General features: G+C 64.2%; 16 protein-coding genes. 7 read left to right on the forward strand and 9 right to left on the reverse strand.

Annotation, left to right across the window (positions count from 1 at the left end):
* Positions 1-36: 36 nt before the first annotated feature.
* Positions 37-879 (reverse strand): transporter substrate-binding protein, encoded by an 843-nt coding sequence (locus NXT3_RS29410; protein ID WP_104841430.1) that lies wholly within the window; start codon positions 877-879, stop codon positions 37-39.
* Positions 880-1,038: 159 nt separating this feature from the next.
* Between NXT3_RS29410 and NXT3_RS29415 the strand changes: the two genes are divergently transcribed.
* The 6 genes from NXT3_RS29415 to NXT3_RS29440 all read left to right on the forward strand — a co-directional run bounded on the left by NXT3_RS29415 (position 1,039) and on the right by NXT3_RS29440 (position 7,795).
* Positions 1,039-2,097, forward strand: a complete 1,059-nt coding sequence (locus NXT3_RS29415; RefSeq protein WP_104841222.1) for a D-TA family PLP-dependent enzyme — start codon at positions 1,039-1,041, stop codon at positions 2,095-2,097.
* 304 nt (positions 2,098-2,401) lie between these two features.
* Positions 2,402-3,427, forward strand: a complete 1,026-nt coding sequence (locus NXT3_RS29420; RefSeq protein WP_104841431.1) for a sulfate ABC transporter substrate-binding protein — start codon at positions 2,402-2,404, stop codon at positions 3,425-3,427.
* A 6-nt stretch (positions 3,428-3,433) separates the two neighbouring features.
* Positions 3,434-4,291 (forward strand): sulfate ABC transporter permease subunit CysT, encoded by an 858-nt coding sequence (gene cysT, locus NXT3_RS29425; protein WP_037416688.1) that lies wholly within the window; start codon positions 3,434-3,436, stop codon positions 4,289-4,291.
* Positions 4,281-5,165: a sulfate ABC transporter permease subunit CysW gene (gene cysW, locus NXT3_RS29430; protein ID WP_097538754.1), complete on the forward strand. Its 885-nt coding sequence runs from the start codon at positions 4,281-4,283 to the stop codon at positions 5,163-5,165. Before cysT ends, cysW begins: the two co-directional genes overlap by 11 nt.
* Before the next feature lie 15 nt (positions 5,166-5,180).
* Entirely contained in the window at positions 5,181-6,290 is a 1,110-nt protein-coding gene (locus NXT3_RS29435; protein ID WP_037416682.1) for a sulfate/molybdate ABC transporter ATP-binding protein, read from the forward strand.
* Positions 6,291-6,433: 143 nt separating this feature from the next.
* Positions 6,434-7,795, forward strand: a complete 1,362-nt coding sequence (locus NXT3_RS29440) for an FAD-binding oxidoreductase (RefSeq protein WP_104841223.1) — start codon at positions 6,434-6,436, stop codon at positions 7,793-7,795.
* On the opposite strand, the gene NXT3_RS29445 is transcribed toward NXT3_RS29440, so the two are convergent.
* The 8 genes from NXT3_RS29445 to NXT3_RS29480 all read right to left on the reverse strand — a co-directional run bounded on the left by NXT3_RS29445 (position 7,792) and on the right by NXT3_RS29480 (position 15,814).
* Positions 7,792-8,283 carry an RES family NAD+ phosphorylase gene (locus tag NXT3_RS29445; protein ID WP_104841432.1) on the reverse strand — a complete coding sequence of 164 codons (492 nt, stop codon included), beginning with the start codon at positions 8,281-8,283 and terminating at the stop codon, positions 7,792-7,794. The two genes, NXT3_RS29440 and NXT3_RS29445, sit on opposite strands and share 4 nt — an antisense overlap.
* 74 nt (positions 8,284-8,357) lie before the next feature.
* Positions 8,358-8,729 carry a DUF2384 domain-containing protein gene (locus NXT3_RS29450; protein ID WP_097524499.1) on the reverse strand — a complete coding sequence of 124 codons (372 nt, stop codon included), beginning with the start codon at positions 8,727-8,729 and terminating at the stop codon, positions 8,358-8,360.
* A gap of 175 nt (positions 8,730-8,904) precedes the next feature.
* Positions 8,905-9,690, reverse strand: a complete 786-nt coding sequence (locus NXT3_RS29455) for a crotonase/enoyl-CoA hydratase family protein (protein WP_097524498.1) — start codon at positions 9,688-9,690, stop codon at positions 8,905-8,907.
* Positions 9,687-10,556: a hydroxymethylglutaryl-CoA lyase gene (locus tag NXT3_RS29460; RefSeq protein WP_097524497.1), complete on the reverse strand. Its 870-nt coding sequence runs from the start codon at positions 10,554-10,556 to the stop codon at positions 9,687-9,689. Before NXT3_RS29460 ends, NXT3_RS29455 begins: the two co-directional genes overlap by 4 nt.
* The gene (locus NXT3_RS29465) at positions 10,553-12,541 is read right to left on the reverse strand and encodes an acetyl/propionyl/methylcrotonyl-CoA carboxylase subunit alpha (protein WP_104841224.1); all 1,989 of its coding nucleotides are present in this window, start codon (positions 12,539-12,541) and stop codon (positions 10,553-10,555) included. The genes NXT3_RS29460 and NXT3_RS29465 overlap by 4 nt, the downstream gene beginning before the upstream one ends.
* A gap of 15 nt (positions 12,542-12,556) precedes the next feature.
* Positions 12,557-12,940, reverse strand: coding sequence for a RidA family protein (locus tag NXT3_RS29470; protein ID WP_097524495.1), 384 nt, complete (start codon positions 12,938-12,940; stop codon positions 12,557-12,559).
* An 11-nt stretch (positions 12,941-12,951) separates the two neighbouring features.
* Positions 12,952-14,559 carry a carboxyl transferase domain-containing protein gene (locus NXT3_RS29475; RefSeq protein WP_097524494.1) on the reverse strand — a complete coding sequence of 536 codons (1,608 nt, stop codon included), beginning with the start codon at positions 14,557-14,559 and terminating at the stop codon, positions 12,952-12,954.
* Positions 14,560-14,650: 91 nt separating this feature from the next.
* The gene (locus NXT3_RS29480) at positions 14,651-15,814 is read right to left on the reverse strand and encodes an isovaleryl-CoA dehydrogenase (protein ID WP_104841433.1); all 1,164 of its coding nucleotides are present in this window, start codon (positions 15,812-15,814) and stop codon (positions 14,651-14,653) included.
* Between the two features lie 653 nt (positions 15,815-16,467).
* Between NXT3_RS29480 and NXT3_RS29485 the strand changes: the two genes are divergently transcribed.
* Positions 16,468-16,698, forward strand: coding sequence for a hypothetical protein (locus tag NXT3_RS29485; protein ID WP_037416716.1), 231 nt, complete (start codon positions 16,468-16,470; stop codon positions 16,696-16,698).
* Positions 16,699-16,715 lie beyond the last annotated feature (17 nt).

A 16,715-nucleotide genomic window follows, 5' to 3' on the forward strand; every position in this document is an offset into this window, starting at 1 on the left:
GGCACCGCCGAATGGCGGCGCCGCCGTGACGAGGGCTTACTTGTACTCGACCGGGAAACCGATCTGCGGCGGGGTGAGGTCCTTGCCGAAATAGGTCTTGAACGACTTGGCGTAGAAGTCGAATTCGACACCGGTCATCGCTTCGTGCAGCGCCGTGTTGACGAAGTTCAGCCAGTCCTGGTCGCCGCGCTTGACGCCGCAGGCATAGGTCTGCGGGTTCCAGCCATAGCCGGCATCCTTATAGCGGCCCGGGTTCTGGGTCATGTACCAGGCTAGCGACGACTGGTCGGTGGCCGCCGCATCGGCGCGGCCGGATTCCAGCGCCTGATAGATCAGGTCCACCGATTCATACTGGTCGACCGTCGCGTCCGGCAGGGCGGCATGGACCATGTCCTCCGCGTAGACGTTCTGCAGCACCGAGACGGTGACAGATGATCCCGCATCCTTCAGCGCCTTGTAGTCGGCATACTTGCCGTCGCCCTTCAGCATCAGGCCGACGCCCTCGCGATAATAGGGAATGGTGAAGGCGATCTGCTGGGCGCGTTCGCCGGTGACCGTCATAAACTGGCAGGTGAGATCGACCTTGCCGGTGGTAATGTTGGGAATGCGCGCATCCGACGACTGGTTGACATATTCGATCTTGTCGGGATCCCCGAACAGCGCCTTGGCGATGATGCGCCCCATGTCAACGTCGAAGCCCTGCAGCTTGTCCTCGGCGCTCTTGAAGTGCCACGGCGCGTTCGTGCTGCCGGTGCCGAGTATCAGATGGCCGCGCGCCAGAACCTCATCAAGCTTGCTGGACGGCTGCTGCGCTTGCGCCGGCATGGCAGCGAGCGCGGCGACTGCGAGGCTCGCAGCGATGGCGAATGTCTTGAGCATCGGAGATCTCCCCTTTTCGTTCCCGGTGAATTCGTTGTCCGTTATTTTGGACATACGTCCTCAATACCGGATTGACCTATCAAATGCCTCGGGTCATAACTTGTCAAGCGGCTTCGGCGAGATTCGCCGTCCGTGCCATCTCGTGGAGGAACCGAGCCAATGCAGCTGCCGATCGAAACGCCCGCCGTGCTCGTCGATCTCGACATTGCCCGCCGTAACATTTACGCCTTCCAGGCCTATGCCGATCGGCACGGCATTCGCGTGCGTCCGCACATCAAGACGCACAAGCTGCCGCAGATGGCGGAGCTGCAGCTCGAGGCAGGGGCGATCGGCATAACCTGCCAGAAGGTCTCCGAAGCCGAGGCGATGGTCGATGGCAGCCCCCGGATCAAGGATGTGCTGATCACCTACAACATCCTCGGCGAGGCAAAGCTCGCAAGGCTGGTCCGGTTGAACGAGCGGGTAGCCCTCAGCGTGGTTGCCGACAATCCGGCGGTGGTCGACGGCATGTCCGCCGTTTTCGCCGACGCTACGAAGCCGCTCACGGTGCTCGTCGAATGCAACACCGGCGCCGACCGCTGCGGCGTCGCCTCGCCCGAGGCGGCGGCAGAGCTTGCGCGACGCGTTGCCGAGGCGCCCGGATTGCGGTTCGGCGGTTTGATGACCTATCCGCCGGCCGGCGGTGAGGCGCGGGTGCAAGCCTTCATGAGCGAAGCAAAGCGGCTGATCGAAGCGGAGGGGCTGAAGGTCCCCACCATCACGTCCGGCGGCACGCCGAGCATGATGCAGGCGGCCGAGGCACCGATCGCGACCGAGTATCGCCCGGGCACCTATATTTACAACGACCGCTCCCTCGTCGCCCGCGGCGTCGCCACATGGCAGGATTGTGCCCTCACGGTGCTTGCGACGGTCGTCTCCGTTCCGGCCGAAAACCGGGCGATCATCGACGCCGGCAGCAAGGTGCTGACCTCCGACCTGCTCGGCCTCGCCGGCTATGGCCATGTGCTCGGGCACGACGACATCCGCATCGACCAGCTATCCGAGGAGCACGGCAGGCTGGTCTGCGACGGTCCGATCCGCCTTAAGGTCGGCGAGCAGGTTCGCGTCGTTCCGAACCACGCCTGCGTGGTGACCAACATGGTCGATGCGGTCCACATTCTCGAGGCCGGTCAGCCGAAAGCCGAGTGGAGCGTTGTGGCGCGCGGTCGCGTTCTCTGACGGGGGGCCTGCGCTTCTGCCTCCTTGAAACGCTCCACGGCCCCTCGTCTGCCGTACCCCGGGACCATCGCCGTGCCAGCGGTCGACCGGCGGCGATCGCCGCGTGCCACACGTAAAGTTACTTTGGCCCAGCGCAAAAATGGGCCATGCTCCTGCGCGCCGAGCGAAGCGGTTCGGCACGGAATTCCCTGAAACGCCTAAATTAGGATACGACATTTCCCAAATCCGCCTGCCGGCGTCACATGTTTGCGTTGATGTAGTCTATTAAATTGATAGTTTTATCTGGCAAAGGATGGAGGTCGACATGCGTTCGAATAGACTTGCCGGAATGATGAAACTAGCACTTGTGGTCGGAAGCTTGCAGCTCGGCTCGATCGGTGTTGCCGCCGCCGATACGACAATCCTGAACGTGTCCTATGACCCGACGCGGGAACTCTACAAGGACTTCAACGCCGCCTTCGCGGAAAAATGGAAGGCCGATACGGGCGAGACCGTCACGATCCAGACTTCGCATGGCGGCTCGGGCAAGCAGGCCCGATCGGTGATCGACGGCCTGGAAGCGGATGTGGTGACGCTGGCGCTCGAAGCCGACATCGACGCGATTGCACAGGCGACCGGCAAGATCCCGGCGGACTGGAAGACCCGCCTCGAAAACAACAGCGCTCCCTATACGTCGACGATCGTCTTCCTGGTCCGCAAGGGCAATCCGAAGGGCGTCAAGGATTGGGGCGACCTGACCAAGGAGGGCATCCAGGTCATCACGCCGAACCCGAAGACCTCGGGCGGCGCCCGCTGGAACTTCCTCGCCGCCTGGGCTTGGGCGCGCGCCGCCAACAACGGCGACGATGGCAAGGCGCAGGAATATGTGACGCAGCTCTTCAAGCACGTTCCGGTGCTGGATACCGGCGCGCGCGGCGCAACCACCACCTTCGTCCAGCGCGGCCTCGGCGACGTGCTGCTCGCCTGGGAAAACGAAGCCTATCTTTCGCTCGAGGAACTCGGCCCCGACAATTTCGAGATCGTCACGCCGTCAACCTCGATTAAGGCCGAGCCGCCGGTGGCGCTCGTCGACGGCAATGTCGACGCGAAGGGCACCCGCAAGGTGGCGGAAGCCTACCTCAACTATCTCTACAGCGATGCCGGCCAGAAGCTCGCCGCCAAGCACTATTACCGGCCGTTCAAGCCGGAGCTTGCCGACCCGAAGGACACCGCCCGCTTCGCCGACGTGAAACTCGTCACTATTGACGAATTCGGCGGTTGGAAGGAAGCTCAGCCGAAATTCTTCGCCGATGGCGGGATCTTCGATCAGATCTACAAGCCGGGACAATAACAGCATATGGCCTTTCGCAGCAGCACGCGATGGCGGTTTCGGCAGCCGAGCGTCATTCCGGGTTTCGGATTGGCGCTCGGCGTCACACTGGCCTGGCTCACCCTTATCGTCCTCATTCCCCTCTCCGGCCTGATCTGGCGCTCGACGGGCCTCGGCTGGTCCAATTTCATGGCGCTCGTCCTCGACGAGCGCACCGTCAACGCCTTGACGATCAGCTTCGGCACCGCCTTCATCGCCGCGGTCGTCAACCTGTTCTTCGGCGTCATTCTCGCCTGGGTGCTGGTGCGCTATCGCTTCCCGGGAAAGCGGGTGATCGACGCCATGGTCGACCTGCCTTTCGCGCTCCCGACCGCGGTTGCCGGCATCGCCCTGACGGCGCTCTATGCGCCGAACGGCTGGATCGGCTCGCTGCTCGAACCGCTCGGCATCAAGATCGCCTTCACGCCAGCCGGCATAGTCGTGGCGCTCGTCTTCGTCGGCCTGCCTTTCGTGGTGCGCACGGTTCAGCCGGTCATGGAGGAAATCGACAAGGAGGTCGAAGAGGCGGCCGCGACGCTCGGCGCCAGCCGGTTTCAGACGATCAGCCGGGTCCTGCTGCCGGGACTGCTACCGGCCGGGCTGACCGGCTTTGCGCTTGCCTTTGCACGCGGCGTCGGCGAATACGGCTCGGTGATCTTCATCGCCGGCAACCTACCCTATGTTTCGGAGATCGCACCGCTGCTGATCATCATCCGTCTGGAGGAGTTCAACTATCCGGCTGCGACCGCAATCGCCACGGTGATGCTGTTCCTCTCGTTCATCATGCTGCTCGTCATCAACTCTATCCAGGCCTGGAGCAGACGGAGATACAGCAATGGCGCTTGATACCAGCACGGCCCCGACGGCGTCATCCAAACTCGTGAAAGCGGCAACATCGGAAACGCGGGTCGCGCGCCTGACGCTGATCGCAGTCGCGCTCGGTTTCGTTGCCCTTTTCCTCCTCCTGCCGCTCGCGACCGTCTTCATCGAGGCGTTTCGCAAGGGGCCGGCCGAGTTCGCGACGGCGCTTCGCGATCCCGAGACCTTTTCGGCGATCCGCCTGACGCTGATCGTCGCAGCAATCTCCGTTCCCCTGAACCTGGTGTTCGGGGTAGCGGCCGCATGGGCCATCGCCAAATTCGAGTTCAAGGGCAAGGCGTTTCTGACGACCCTGATAGACCTGCCCTTCTCCGTGTCGCCGGTGATCTCGGGCCTCGTCTTCGTCCTGCTCTTCGGCGCCAACAGCGCCCTCGGCCCCTTCCTGCAGAAGCACGGTATTCAGATTCTCTTCGCCGTGCCGGGCCTTGTGCTTGCCACCGTCTTCGTGACCTTTCCCTTCGTCGCCCGCGAACTCATCCCGCTGATGCAAGAGCAGGGAACGAGCGACGAAGAGGCGGCGCTGTCGCTTGGGGCGACCGGCTGGCAGACCTTCTGGCATGTGACCCTGCCGAACATCAAATGGGGCTTGCTCTATGGCGTGCTGCTCTGCAATGCCCGGGCGATGGGCGAGTTCGGCGCCGTGTCCGTGGTTTCTGGTCACATTCGCGGCCAAACGAACACCATGCCCTTGCAGGTCGAGATCCTCTATAATGAGTACAATTTCGTGGCTGCATTCGCGGTGGCGGCAGTCCTTGCGCTCCTGGCGCTGGTGACGCTCGTCCTGAAGACGGCGCTTGAAATCCGCTACAGCGACGAAATCGCTGCCAGCCGCAGGCATTGAAAGGTCCATACATCCATGGAAGTCCGCGTCCAGAACATACGCAAGGAATTCGGCCGCTTTCCGGCGCTCGACGACGTGTCGCTCGACATCCGCTCCGGTGAACTGATCGCGTTGCTCGGCCCCTCCGGCTCGGGCAAGACGACGCTGCTGAGGCTCATCGCCGGGCTTGAGAGTCCGACCGACGGGACGATCTTCTTCGGCGCCGAGGATGCCTCGAAGAAGACGGTGCAGCAGCGAAACATCGGCTTCGTCTTCCAGCATTATGCGCTTTTCCGGCACATGACCGTGCTTGATAACGTCTCCTTCGGGCTGAAGGTCCGGCCGGCGAGCCGCCGGCCGCCGGCCGCCGATATCCGCCGCCGGGCTCTCGACCTGCTCGAACTGGTGCAGCTGTCCGGCCTGGAAAAGCGCTATCCTGCCCAGCTCTCCGGCGGCCAGCGCCAGCGGGTGGCGCTGGCACGCGCCATGGCGGTGGAACCGAACGTCTTACTGCTCGACGAGCCCTTCGGCGCGCTGGACGCGCAGGTGCGTAAGGAACTGCGCAAGTGGCTGCGGGAAATCCACGACCGCACCGGCCACACGACGGTTTTCGTGACCCATGACCAGGAGGAGGCCCTCGAACTCGCCGACCGAGTCGTGGTGATGAGCAAGGGTGCGATCGAGCAGGTCGGCACACCCGACGAGATCTACGACCACCCGATCTCGCCCTTCGTCTATGGCTTCATCGGCCAGTCGAACTGCATCGACGTGACGCTTTCGAGCGGCGAGATCTGGTTCGAGGACCGCCCGATCGGCCTGCGCGCCACAAGCGAGCCGGACGGGGCGGCAACGCTCTACTTCCGTCCGCACGACATCGAACTCATCGATGGCTGCGGCGGCTGTCTCGCGGGCCTAGTGACGACGAGCCGCCGCGTCGCCGGCACACGGCACCTCGAGATCGATCTCGGCAAGACCCACCCTCCGGTCGAGATCGAATTGCCGCCGGAGCGCGCCTCATCGACCGACCACACCCGTGTCGCCTTCCGGCCGACCAAGTGGACGCTCTTCCGCAAGGAAGGGGATGTCGCAGCCGTCTCGAGAGAGGTGGAAGCACCGGTGAGCGAGCTGGCACGCACCGGCACCTGAAGCGGCATCACAGTGCCGCGTCGTGACGCGGCACTGGCTGGCGCCGACTTCCGGTTTACTCTATCGGAGGGATAGCATCGGGCGAGATCGATCGATCCGATCCCGTTCCTCGGATTGCTGCCCGCCGCGCGTGGAGCCACCGCATGACCGTCATCGAAGAGCTTGTTCAATCCCTCGGCGAGGCCGTATTGACCGGCGACCGCATCGGCGACCGTTATCGCAGCGATGCCAGCCTGACGGGACGCAGCCTGCCGAAGGCGGTCGTTCGCCCGGCAGGTGCAGCCGAGGTCGCCATCGCCCTGAAAATCTGCAACGAACACCACCAGAACGTCGTGCCGCAGGGCGGCATGACCGGTCTGGCTGGCGGCGCCAACCCAAAGACCGAAGACATCGTCATCTCCCTTGAGCGGATGTCCGGCATCGAGGAGATCGACAGCGCCGCTGCCACGATGACGGTGCTTGCAGGAACGCCGCTCGACGTGGCGCAGCGCGCCGCCGAGCAGGCCGGGTTCCTGCTGCCGATCGACCTCGGGGCCCGCGGCTCCTGCCAGATCGGCGGCAATCTCGCCACCAATGCCGGCGGCATCCGGGTCATCCGCTACGGCGTGACCCGCGACAATGTGCTGGGCCTGGAAGCCGTGCTCGCAGACGGTACCGTGCTCTCCTCGCTGAACAAGATGGTGAAGAACAATACCGGCTATGATCTCCGGCAGCTCTTCATCGGCTCGGAGGGCACGCTCGGCATCATCACCCGCGCCGTTCTCCGGCTCCGCCCCTTGCCGACGGGTCGCCTGACGGCGCTCTGCGCCCTCGCCAGCTATGCCGATGTCGCCGCCTTGCTCAAGCGGGCGCAGCAGCAGCTGCCCGGCCTGTCGGCTTTCGAGACGATGTGGGAAAGCTTTTTTCGCTTCATTTGCGAGGCCGAAGGCCTGCGGCTTTTCGAGACATCGCCCGCCTTCGCCGTGATCATCGAACAGGATAGGCACGGCCGCGACGGCGAGCGCGACGCATTCGAGGTCTTTCTTGGACAGGTGCTCGAAGACGGGTTGATCGGCGATGCGCTGATCGCGCAGTCGGAAAAAGAAGCGCAGACCTTCTGGCGCGTCCGCGAAGGGCACGCGCTCGACCGGCTGCCGTCGCTCGCCAATTTCGACGTCAGCCTGCCGATCGGGGCGATCGGCCGTTTCGCCGAGGCGTGCGGCGCCGCACTCCACGAGGCGTTTCCCTCAGCCCATGTGTCCTTCTTCGGCCATGTCGCCGACAGCAACCTGCACATCGCCTTCTCGGCCCCGGATGCGCCCGAGACGCTGCATGCGGTCGACGAGATCGTCTACACCCTCGTCGGCCGCTACCACGGCTCGATCTCTGCGGAACACGGCATCGGTACCCTGAAACGCGATTTTCTCGACCGATCCCGCAGTCCGGCAGAGATCGAGGTCATGCGGCGCATCAAGACCGCGCTCGATCCGAACGGCATCCTCAATCCGGGTAAGGTGCTCATCTAAAGCCAGGAGGCTGGCGATTTCGGGAGCCGGCCCTCTGGATCGATGACGTCGAGCTGCGCTCCGCTCCGGCCGTTCCAGCGCCAGAGGGCGACACATGTGCCGCCGGGCGACATGTAGGACGGATAGATCACGCCGTCATAGCCGCGCTTCAGAAGGTCGGCCCGGGTCTTGTGGGTCTGCGGCATTGAGCCCCTGTCGAGTGCGTCGCGCCATTCGCAGCGGTGGATCGCCTCTTCCAGCCGGAGTTCGGCAAGCACATCGCCACTCGTCAGGTCCGCCAGCTTCGCGTCGCGAAGCTCGAGTTGGACGATCAGCGCCGGATGCTGCACGAAACCCTGGTTATATTCGGCCCAAGCGGTGGAAAGCTCCCGCGCCGCGTAGATCGTCGGCGTGCCGACGGGATTCCATCGGCCACCGAACCGGGCGGCACCCTCTCCGGAAAGCGGCATATGCGCCCAGCGGGGCACGAAGGCACGCCAGAGCGTCATCGGCTCCGCCGGCGACATTTGTTCCTGATCGGAGCGGGACGCGGGCGGAGATCCGCTCACACTTCTCCTCATCCTCAGGCGTAGACGCCGGCGCGGATGGCCTCGAGATAGGCGAGGACCTTGTCGGCCTTGCCTTCGCCGACCAGGTCATAAGCGGTCTTGCCGGCCCAGCCGGGGATCGGCTGATGTTTGAACCAAATGACGGCGCGGGCTTCGTCGCCGGCCATTTCAGACGCCATTGCGAGGATGCGGACGACCTTGCTCAAAGCGCTGTCGACCTTTCGCGCGCCAGACTTTGCCGTCAGCGTGTTGCGTGCCACGCCGATCAGCTTGGCGAGTTCGGCAAGTGTGACGCCGAGCCGGTCGGCGACGAGGCGTGCCGACAGGTACGGCGAATGATCATCCCCGAAGAGTGCCGCCGGAATCTGGAAGTCGACAGCCATCATGACAAACTCGATCCTATTTTGAGCAGTCCACTATTAAATTAGGATTAGATACGGCGCAATTCAAGCCCAATTTCCGCCACTGCATGTCTCCGTGAATCGATCTCGATTAAAGACATGCAGCAATTCAAACGGCGACCCTTGCGCCTTTGAAAAGACGCGCAGCGCTTTAGGAAGCTCAGCTCCGCCAGGACGGTTCGCGGCGCTCGAAGAAGGCCGCGACCCCCTCTTGCGCTTCTTTGGTTTCCCAGGTGTCGGCGAGTTGCTCTATCGTCGAAGCGATGACGACATCGGTAATCGGGCTGCCGAGCGACCGCGCAAGCCGCTTGGCACGGCCGGCGGCTCCCGGAGCCGCCACCAGGTAGGACGCGACTTCGGCCTCTACGGCGGCATCCAACGTGGCAACGTTCGAGACCATCGAGACCAGGCCAGCGGTTTTCGCCTCTTCGGCCCCGAAAATCCGCGCCGACATGAACATAGGCCGCGCCCTCGCCTCCCCGATCCGGGCGACGACATAGGGGCTGATGGTAGCCGGGATAAGCCCGAGGCGGGTTTCCGTCAGCCCGAATTTCGCCCCGCGCTCGGCGACGACGGCATCGCATACGCTGATCAGCCCCACCCCACCGCCGAAGGCGCTGCCGTGGACCCGCGCGATCAACGGTTTCGGCATCTCGTTCAAAGCCTTGAACATCATCGCCAGCCGCGTCGCCTCGGCGATCCGCGTCGGCCTGTCTGCCGCGAACTGCCGCCGCATCCACTCCAGGTCGCCGCCCGCGCAAAAACTCTTGCCTTCCGCTTCGAGAACGACCGCCCGCACGGTCTGATCGGCTCCAAGCCGGCCGGCAATCTCCGTGAGTTCGCCGATCATCAAGGCCGAGAGCGCGTTGTGCTTTTCAGGGCGCGCGAGCGTCAGCCGGACAATGCCGCGTTCGTCGCGGTCGTAGCGGATCGTTTGGTAGATCATGCCGTACTCCTCAAGGAGCGCGCGAAGGCGGCGGCCTGTTCGAGCTTCTCGGCGTCGAGTCCGGTGGAAAAGCCCCTCTTCCCTAGAAGCGCGTTGACCGCGACCGTATCCACATTGCCTGCGGCGCCGGGTGCATAGGGGCATCCGCCAAGGCCGCCGGCAGATGCGTCGAACACTCTGAGACCGTGCTCCAGCGAAACCGCGATATTCTCGAGCGCACGGCCTGACGTGTCGTGGAAGTGACCGGCGAGCTTCGTTGCGGCAATCTCGCCGAGCACCGCTTCCAGCATGGCGTCGACGGCTTCCGGGGTCGCTCGTCCAATCGTATCGCCGAGGCTGATCTCGTAGCAGCCGAGGCCGGAAAGCAGCCGCACCAGGCGGGCAGCAGCCTGCGGCGCGATAGGCCCCTCGTAGGGGCATTCGACGACGCAGCTCACATAACCGCGCAGCGGAATGCGGTTATGACGGCTCGCCTCCGCCACCGGACGGAACCGCTCGATGCTTTCGGCGATCGAACAGTTGATGTTCTTCTGGGAAAAACTCTCGGAGGCCGAGGCGAAAATCGCCACCTCGTCGGCGCCGGAGGCAAGGGCCGCCTCGAAGCCGCGCATGTTCGGTGCCAGCGCCGTGTAGCGCGTGCCGTGGCGCCGCGCAATGCCCGCCATCACGGCCGGAGCATCGGCCATCTGCGGCACCCAGCGCGGGCTGACGAAGCTCGTCACCTCGATCCGCTCGTAGCCGCAGTCGGAGAGCAGGTCGACAAGCCTGATCTTGTCGCCGGTATCGACGAGTCTGGCCTCGTTCTGCAGACCGTCGCGCGGCGCCATCTCGACGATCGTGACGTGCTCGCTTTTCTGCGAGGTCATTCGGCCGCCTCCTCGTGAAGCTTGACGAGCACGGTGCCTTCACTGACCTGCGCGCCCTCCGCCACGTGCACGCTCGCTACCTTGCCTTCCCGCGTCGCCGAGAGCGTAAGCTCCATTTTCATCGCCTCCATGACGACGAGCGGCTGGCCCTTGGCGACCGCCTCGCCGGCGCCGACGCGCACCAGCTTGATGAGTCCCGGCATCGGCGCGATGAGTTCGTCGTCGGCGATCTCGCTCGTGTGCCCGCCCGAAAGCGAATCCGGCAGGTGGAAGACGAGGTTGCGGCCACCGAAGAACAAGGTCAATGTCTCGCCGTCCTTGAGGAAGCGAAGCATCCGCTTCTGCCCGGCCACTTCGAGCCGGGCGCCGTCCTCGAACCGCTCGAGCACCAGGATCGGCAGCGTGCTCGACCCCGCATGCACTGCGAACTGGTCGCGGCCGCGGGCCTTGAGGGTCGCCGCCACGCGGACTCCGCCATGCTCAACCGTCACCGTCCGTTGCGCGTCGCCCCATATCTGCCAATAGCCGAGCGACGACCAGGGATCGCTTTTTATGGCCAGCTCGAGGACGCCGGTCGCGACGACTGCCGCCAGCGCCAACGCCTCGTCGTCGGCCGCGGCCGGCGCCGTCAGCCGCTCGATTTCGCGGTCGATCAGACCCGTATCGGGCCTGCCAGAGCGGAAATCGTGTTCTTCGGTCAGGCGGATGAGGAAGTCGAGATTGGTGACCGTGCCGCCGATCTGGCATTCCTTGAGCGCGGCCTGCAACTGGCCAAGGGCCGCCGACCGGTTGGGGCCATGGACGATCAGCTTGGCGATCAACGGATCGTAATAGGGCGTCACCATGTCGCCCTGCCGCACTCCGGAATCGATCCGCGCCTTGCCTTCCGGAAAGTGCAGGTGCTGCAACCGGCCGATCGCCGGCAAGAATCCCTTGGCGGGGTCCTCCGCATAGATCCGTGCCTCGAACGACCAGCCGTCGATCGTGATGTCGGTCTGCTTTTTCGGCAGAGGCTCCCCGGCGGCAACCCGCAATTGCCACTCGACGAGGTCGAAGCCGGTAATCGCCTCCGTCACCGGGTGCTCCACCTGCAGCCGGGTGTTCATCTCCATGAAAAAAAATTGATCCGGCCAGAGCCCGTTCGAAACGTCGGCAATGAATTCGACCGTCCCGGCGCCGACATAGCCGATCGCCCGCGCCGCAGTGACCGCCGCATCGCCCATGGCGCGGCGCACCTCGGCGGTCATCCCCGGGGCCGGCGCCTCCTCGATCACTTTCTGGTGCCGACGCTGCAGCGAGCAGTCGCGTTCGAACAGATGAACGAAATTGCCGTGCCGGTCGCCGAAGACCTGGACCTCGATGTGGCGCGGTCTGGTCAGATATTTTTCGATCAGCACCGAGCCGTCGCCGAAGGCGGCTTCGGCCTCCCGCCGGGCGGCGTCCAGCGCCGAGGCGAAGTCCTCCCGCCGGTCGACCCGCCGCATGCCCTTTCCGCCGCCGCCGGCGCGCGCCTTGATCAGCACCGGATAGCCGATTTCGGCCGCCTCCCCGGCAAGGAAGCCAGCATCCTGCTCTTCGCCGTGATAGCCGGGCACGACCGGAACGCCGGCGCGCTCCATCAGCGCCTTGGCGGCGTCCTTCAGCCCCATGGCGCGGATCGCATCCGCAGAGGGCCCCACGAATACCATGCCCGCCGCTTCGACGGCGGCGGCAAAGTCGGCATTCTCCGAAAGAAAGCCGTAGCCGGGATGAATGGCATCCGCCCCGACGCTTCTCGCCGCCCAGATGATCCGCTCGATTGACAGATAGCTCTCGGAGGCCGCCGCCGCGCCGATCCTCACTGCCTCGTCGGCCAGCGCCACGTGGAGCGCGTCGTCGTCGGCATCGGAATAGACGGCGACGGTGCGGATGCCGAGCCGGCGGGCGGTGCCTATGACGCGGCAGGCAATTTCACCGCGATTGGCTATCAGGAGCTTCGAAAACATACGCCTCTCTTCCGCTTATTGCGCCGCCACCACTTCGACTTCGAGGAGCCAGGCGGAATCGAAGATTCCGGCAACCACCACTGTCATCGCCGGCGCCAGCGCACCCAGATAGTCGTTGCGGATCTCGCGGTTCGCCGCGAGATGATGCCTGTCGGCGAGATAGGTCGTCACCTTGACGATGTCGGCCTTCGACATGCCCGCCGCCTTCAGCTGCGCATCGACATTCAGCCACACCTGGCGCGCCTGCGCCTCGAAACCGTCCGGCACGATGTCGCTTGAATTCATCGGCACCTGACCGCTGACGAAGAGCAGTCGCCGGAAATTCTCGATGCTCACGGCCTGCGAGTAGCCGCCGCGCGGCTGCGGTGCGCTCAGGGCGTTGATATTGTCGCGCTTCATTCCCCAAGCTCCTACATCCTGAACAGCCCGAAACGCGTGTCCTCGACCGGCGCGTTCAGCGCTGCCGAGAGCGACAGCGCCAGCACCTCCCGGCTCTTGCGCGGATCGACGACGCCGTCGTCCCACAGACGCGCCGAGGCATAGAGCGGATGGCTCTGCCGCTCGAAAAGATCGAGAACCGGCTGGCGAAATCGTGCTTCCTCCTCTTCGTTCCAGGGCGTTCCGGCGCGCCTCAGCGCCTCGCCGCGCACAGTCGAAAGCACGCCCGCCGCCTGCTCACCGCCCATCACCGAGATGCGGCTGTTCGGCCAGGTCCAGAGAAAGCGCGGAGAGAAGGCCCGGCCGCACATGCCGTAATTGCCGGCCCCGAACGAGCCGCCGACCAGCATGGTGATTTTCGGAACCTTGACGGTCGCGACCGCCGTCACCAGCTTGGCGCCGTGCTTGGCAATGCCCTCGGTCTCGTATTTGCGGCCGACCATGAAGCCGGTGATGTTCTGCAAAAAGACGAGCGGGATTTTGCGCTGGGCGCAGAGCTCGACGAAATGAGCACCCTTCAGCGCCGATTCGGAGAACAGCACGCCGTTGTTGGCGACGATGCCGACCGGGATGCCGTGGACATGGGCAAAACCGCAGACGAGCGTCGTGCCGAAACGCGCCTTGAACTCGTCGAAGCGCGAGCCGTCGACGATCCGGGCGATCACCTCGCGGATTTCATAGGGCGTCTTCAGATCGCCCGGTACGATGCCGGCGATCTCGTCGGGATCGTAGAGCGGCGGTTCCGGTACGCGAAGTTCGACGGAATGCGGCTTCTCGCGGTTGAGCCCCGCGACGGCGCGGCGGGCGAGCGCCAGCGCGTGCGCGTCGTCGCGCGCCAGGTGGTCGGCAACGCCGGAGAGCCGGGTGTGCACGTCGGCGCCGCCGAGATCCTCGGCCGACACCACCTCTCCGGTCGCGGCACGGACCAGCGGCGGGCCGGCGAGAAAGATCGTCCCCTGGCCCTCGACGATGATCGTCTCGTCGGACATCGCCGGCACATAGGCGCCGCCGGCCGTGCAGGAGCCCATGACCACGGCGATCTGCGGAATCCCGGCCGCCGACATATTGGCCTGATTGTAGAAGATGCGGCCGAAGTGATCGCGATCCGGGAAGACCTCGTCCTGGCTCGGCAGGTTCGCGCCGCCGGAATCGACCAGATAGACGCAGGGAAGCCGGTTTTCGGCGGCGATCTCCTGGGCCCTCAGATGCTTCTTCACCGTGATCGGATAATAGGTGCCGCCTTTGACGGTCGGGTCGTTGCAGACGACCATGCATTCGCGGCCGGAGATCCGCCCCATGCCGGCAATCAGCCCGGCGCCGGGCGCGTCGCCGTTATACATCCCGTGTGCAGCCGTGGCCGCGATTTCCAGAAAGGGCGTGCCCGGATCGACGAGGGCAGCGACCCGGTCGCGCGGCAGGAGCTTGCCGCGGCTGACATGGCGCTCGCGCGCCGTTTCTCCGCCGCCGCCGGCCGCCAGCCGCACCGCTTCCTCTATCGTCGAGATCGCCTCCGCCATGGCGGCCCGGTTTGCCTTGAACACATCCGAGGATGGCGAGATGTGCGATCGCAAGATTGTCATTGTCCCCCAGCCCTGCCCTTCCTCAGTCAAGCGGCGCCCCTCGGTCTATAGCGTCCTCTGTACGCCTGAAGGACGCACGGCGCCGTAGTGGCTATTTCGTCTCGGCAAACAGTTCGCGGCCGATCAGCATGCGGCGGATCTCGCTCGTGCCGGCGCCGATCTCGTAGAGCTTGGCGTCGCGCAGCAGCCGGCCGGCCGGATAGTCGTTGGTGTAGCCGTTGCCCCCGAGCGCCTGGATCGCCTCGAGCGCCATGGCGGTTGCCTTCTCGGCCGCATAGAGAATGCAGCCGGCAGCGTCCTTGCGGGCCGTCTCGCCGCGGTCGCAGGCCGCCGCCACTGCATAGACATAGGCGCGCGCCGCATTCATCGTCACATACATGTCGGCAAGCTTCCCCTGCATCAGTTGGAATTCGCCGATCGGCTGGCCGAACTGCTTGCGCTCATGGAGATAGGGGACGACGACATCGAGGCAAGCCGCCATGATGCCGAGCGGCCCGGCGGAAAGCACCACCCTCTCGTAGTCGAGGCCCGACATCAGCACCTTGACGCCCTCGCCGACCTTGCCGAGCACATTTTCTTCAGGCACCTCGCAATCCTTGAAGACAAGTTCGCAGGTGTTCGAGCCGCGCATGCCGAGCTTGTCGAGCTTCTGACCGGTCGAGAAGCCGGAGAAGGCCTTCTCGACGAGAAAGGCGGTGATGCCGCGCGGCCCGGCGGCAGGATCGGTCTTGGCATAGACGACCAGCACATCGGCATCGGGGCCGTTGGTGATCCACATCTTGCTGCCGTTCAAGACGTAGCGGTCGCCGCGCTTGTCGGCCTTGAGCTTCATCGAGACCACGTCCGAACCGGAGCCCGGCTCCGACATGGCGAGCGCCCCGACATGCTCGCCAGAGATCAGCTTCGGCAGGTATTTCGCCTTTTGCTCGGCGTTGCCGTTGCGATTGATCTGATTGACGCAGAGATTGGAATGGGCGCCGTAGCTCAGGCCGACCGAGGCCGAGGCGCGGCTGATCTCCTCCATGGCGACGCAATGGGCGAGATAGCCGAGCCCGGCGCCGCCATAGGCCTCGTCGGCGGTGATGCCGAGCAGGCCGAGTTCGCCCATCTCCCGCCAGAGCGGCGCCGGAAAGGCGTTGCTGCGATCCATTTCATCCGCCAGCGGCGCAATCCGCTCGGAGGCGAACCGCCGCACGCTGTCGCGCAACGCGTCGATCTCTTCGCCCAGGGCGAAGTTCAATCCAGCTTCAAACATTCCGTTCTCCTCCCGACGCCCGCCGACGATCTCCTCACCGACGAACAGGCCGGCATATGTTACCGCTATGCGGGCCTCTCGCGAACGATAACATCGCTGCCGGCTAATTTCCTTCCAAAGAGCCGGGCGGCCAAGCACGAATTGCAAAAGAAGAAGGTGGGCAAGCGGCGCAACCATGCTTTGATGGCGAAAGGCGTAGATGCCCGTCTACTGTCCAGCGCTGGAGGTAAGGCGGAGGCGATTCCTTGGTTCAGCGCAAAGGTGCAGAGCCGGCCCGATCTCTGGGCATTTGCCTCGAATTTCTCACATTCGCCATTCCATATAGGACATGCCGAAGCGCACCGACAAAGCAGGCATGGCCTTCCTCGTGCTTATCTGCATCCTCATCGCTCTTGTGGTCAGTATTCTCGCACTCGATCCGGGCGTTCAGGAGCCCCCACCCGTCAGACCGGCAATCGTTCCGGATAACTAAAGCACGCGTTGCTTACTGCACGCGATGCGCTTTATGCATGTCATTACCCAAACCGCTGCGCAATTTTGGACATGAGTCCGTTCGCGCAGCCGATATCCGAGAGATCGCTGGTGGCCCTTGCCTACCGTGTCGGAATATGGCCCCATCATCAGCCTGCCTGCGGCAACAGTTGGGGCTTCGGATGTCTGAGAAACCGGAAATTTTAAATCAAGTCCTGGCCGATTTGATCAGTGATCAAATCGAGCTGCGTCATGCAAACGAACTTCGAGCAGTTCTCTCAACCGGCAATGAAATCACCATGCACGGAAAGTTCACCGTCGGTCGAGACTTCATCATCTACAGAACGACGAAGGATGACAGCGGCAAATGGGCGATGACGCCCTTCACACACATTGTGCAATTGATAATTTGATACTTGGCAGAGGCGGG

It is taken from the genome of Sinorhizobium fredii (assembly GCF_002944405.1).
GTDB classification, from domain to species: Bacteria; Pseudomonadota; Alphaproteobacteria; order Rhizobiales; family Rhizobiaceae; genus Sinorhizobium; species Sinorhizobium fredii_C.

Excerpts from the sequence above, each read along its gene's own strand:
- NXT3_RS29410 (WP_104841430.1), bottom strand. The coding sequence starts at position 879 with ATGCTCAAGACATTCGCCATCGCTGCGAGCCTCGCAGTCGCCGCGCTC.
- NXT3_RS29415 (WP_104841222.1), top strand. The coding sequence starts at position 1,039 with ATGCAGCTGCCGATCGAAACGCCCGCCGTGCTCGTCGATCTCGACATT.
- NXT3_RS29420 (WP_104841431.1), top strand. The coding sequence starts at position 2,402 with ATGCGTTCGAATAGACTTGCCGGAATGATGAAACTAGCACTTGTGGTC.
- cysT (WP_037416688.1), top strand. The coding sequence starts at position 3,434 with ATGGCCTTTCGCAGCAGCACGCGATGGCGGTTTCGGCAGCCGAGCGTC.
- cysW (WP_097538754.1), top strand. The coding sequence starts at position 4,281 with ATGGCGCTTGATACCAGCACGGCCCCGACGGCGTCATCCAAACTCGTG.
- NXT3_RS29435 (WP_037416682.1), top strand. The coding sequence starts at position 5,181 with ATGGAAGTCCGCGTCCAGAACATACGCAAGGAATTCGGCCGCTTTCCG.
- NXT3_RS29440 (WP_104841223.1), top strand. The coding sequence starts at position 6,434 with ATGACCGTCATCGAAGAGCTTGTTCAATCCCTCGGCGAGGCCGTATTG.
- NXT3_RS29445 (WP_104841432.1), bottom strand. The coding sequence starts at position 8,283 with ATGACGCTCTGGCGTGCCTTCGTGCCCCGCTGGGCGCATATGCCGCTT.
- NXT3_RS29450 (WP_097524499.1), bottom strand. The coding sequence starts at position 8,729 with ATGATGGCTGTCGACTTCCAGATTCCGGCGGCACTCTTCGGGGATGAT.
- NXT3_RS29455 (WP_097524498.1), bottom strand. The coding sequence starts at position 9,690 with ATGATCTACCAAACGATCCGCTACGACCGCGACGAACGCGGCATTGTC.
- NXT3_RS29460 (WP_097524497.1), bottom strand. The coding sequence starts at position 10,556 with ATGACCTCGCAGAAAAGCGAGCACGTCACGATCGTCGAGATGGCGCCG.
- NXT3_RS29465 (WP_104841224.1), bottom strand. The coding sequence starts at position 12,541 with ATGTTTTCGAAGCTCCTGATAGCCAATCGCGGTGAAATTGCCTGCCGC.
- NXT3_RS29470 (WP_097524495.1), bottom strand. The coding sequence starts at position 12,940 with ATGAAGCGCGACAATATCAACGCCCTGAGCGCACCGCAGCCGCGCGGC.
- NXT3_RS29475 (WP_097524494.1), bottom strand. The coding sequence starts at position 14,559 with ATGACAATCTTGCGATCGCACATCTCGCCATCCTCGGATGTGTTCAAG.
- NXT3_RS29480 (WP_104841433.1), bottom strand. The coding sequence starts at position 15,814 with ATGTTTGAAGCTGGATTGAACTTCGCCCTGGGCGAAGAGATCGACGCG.
- NXT3_RS29485 (WP_037416716.1), top strand. The coding sequence starts at position 16,468 with ATGTCTGAGAAACCGGAAATTTTAAATCAAGTCCTGGCCGATTTGATC.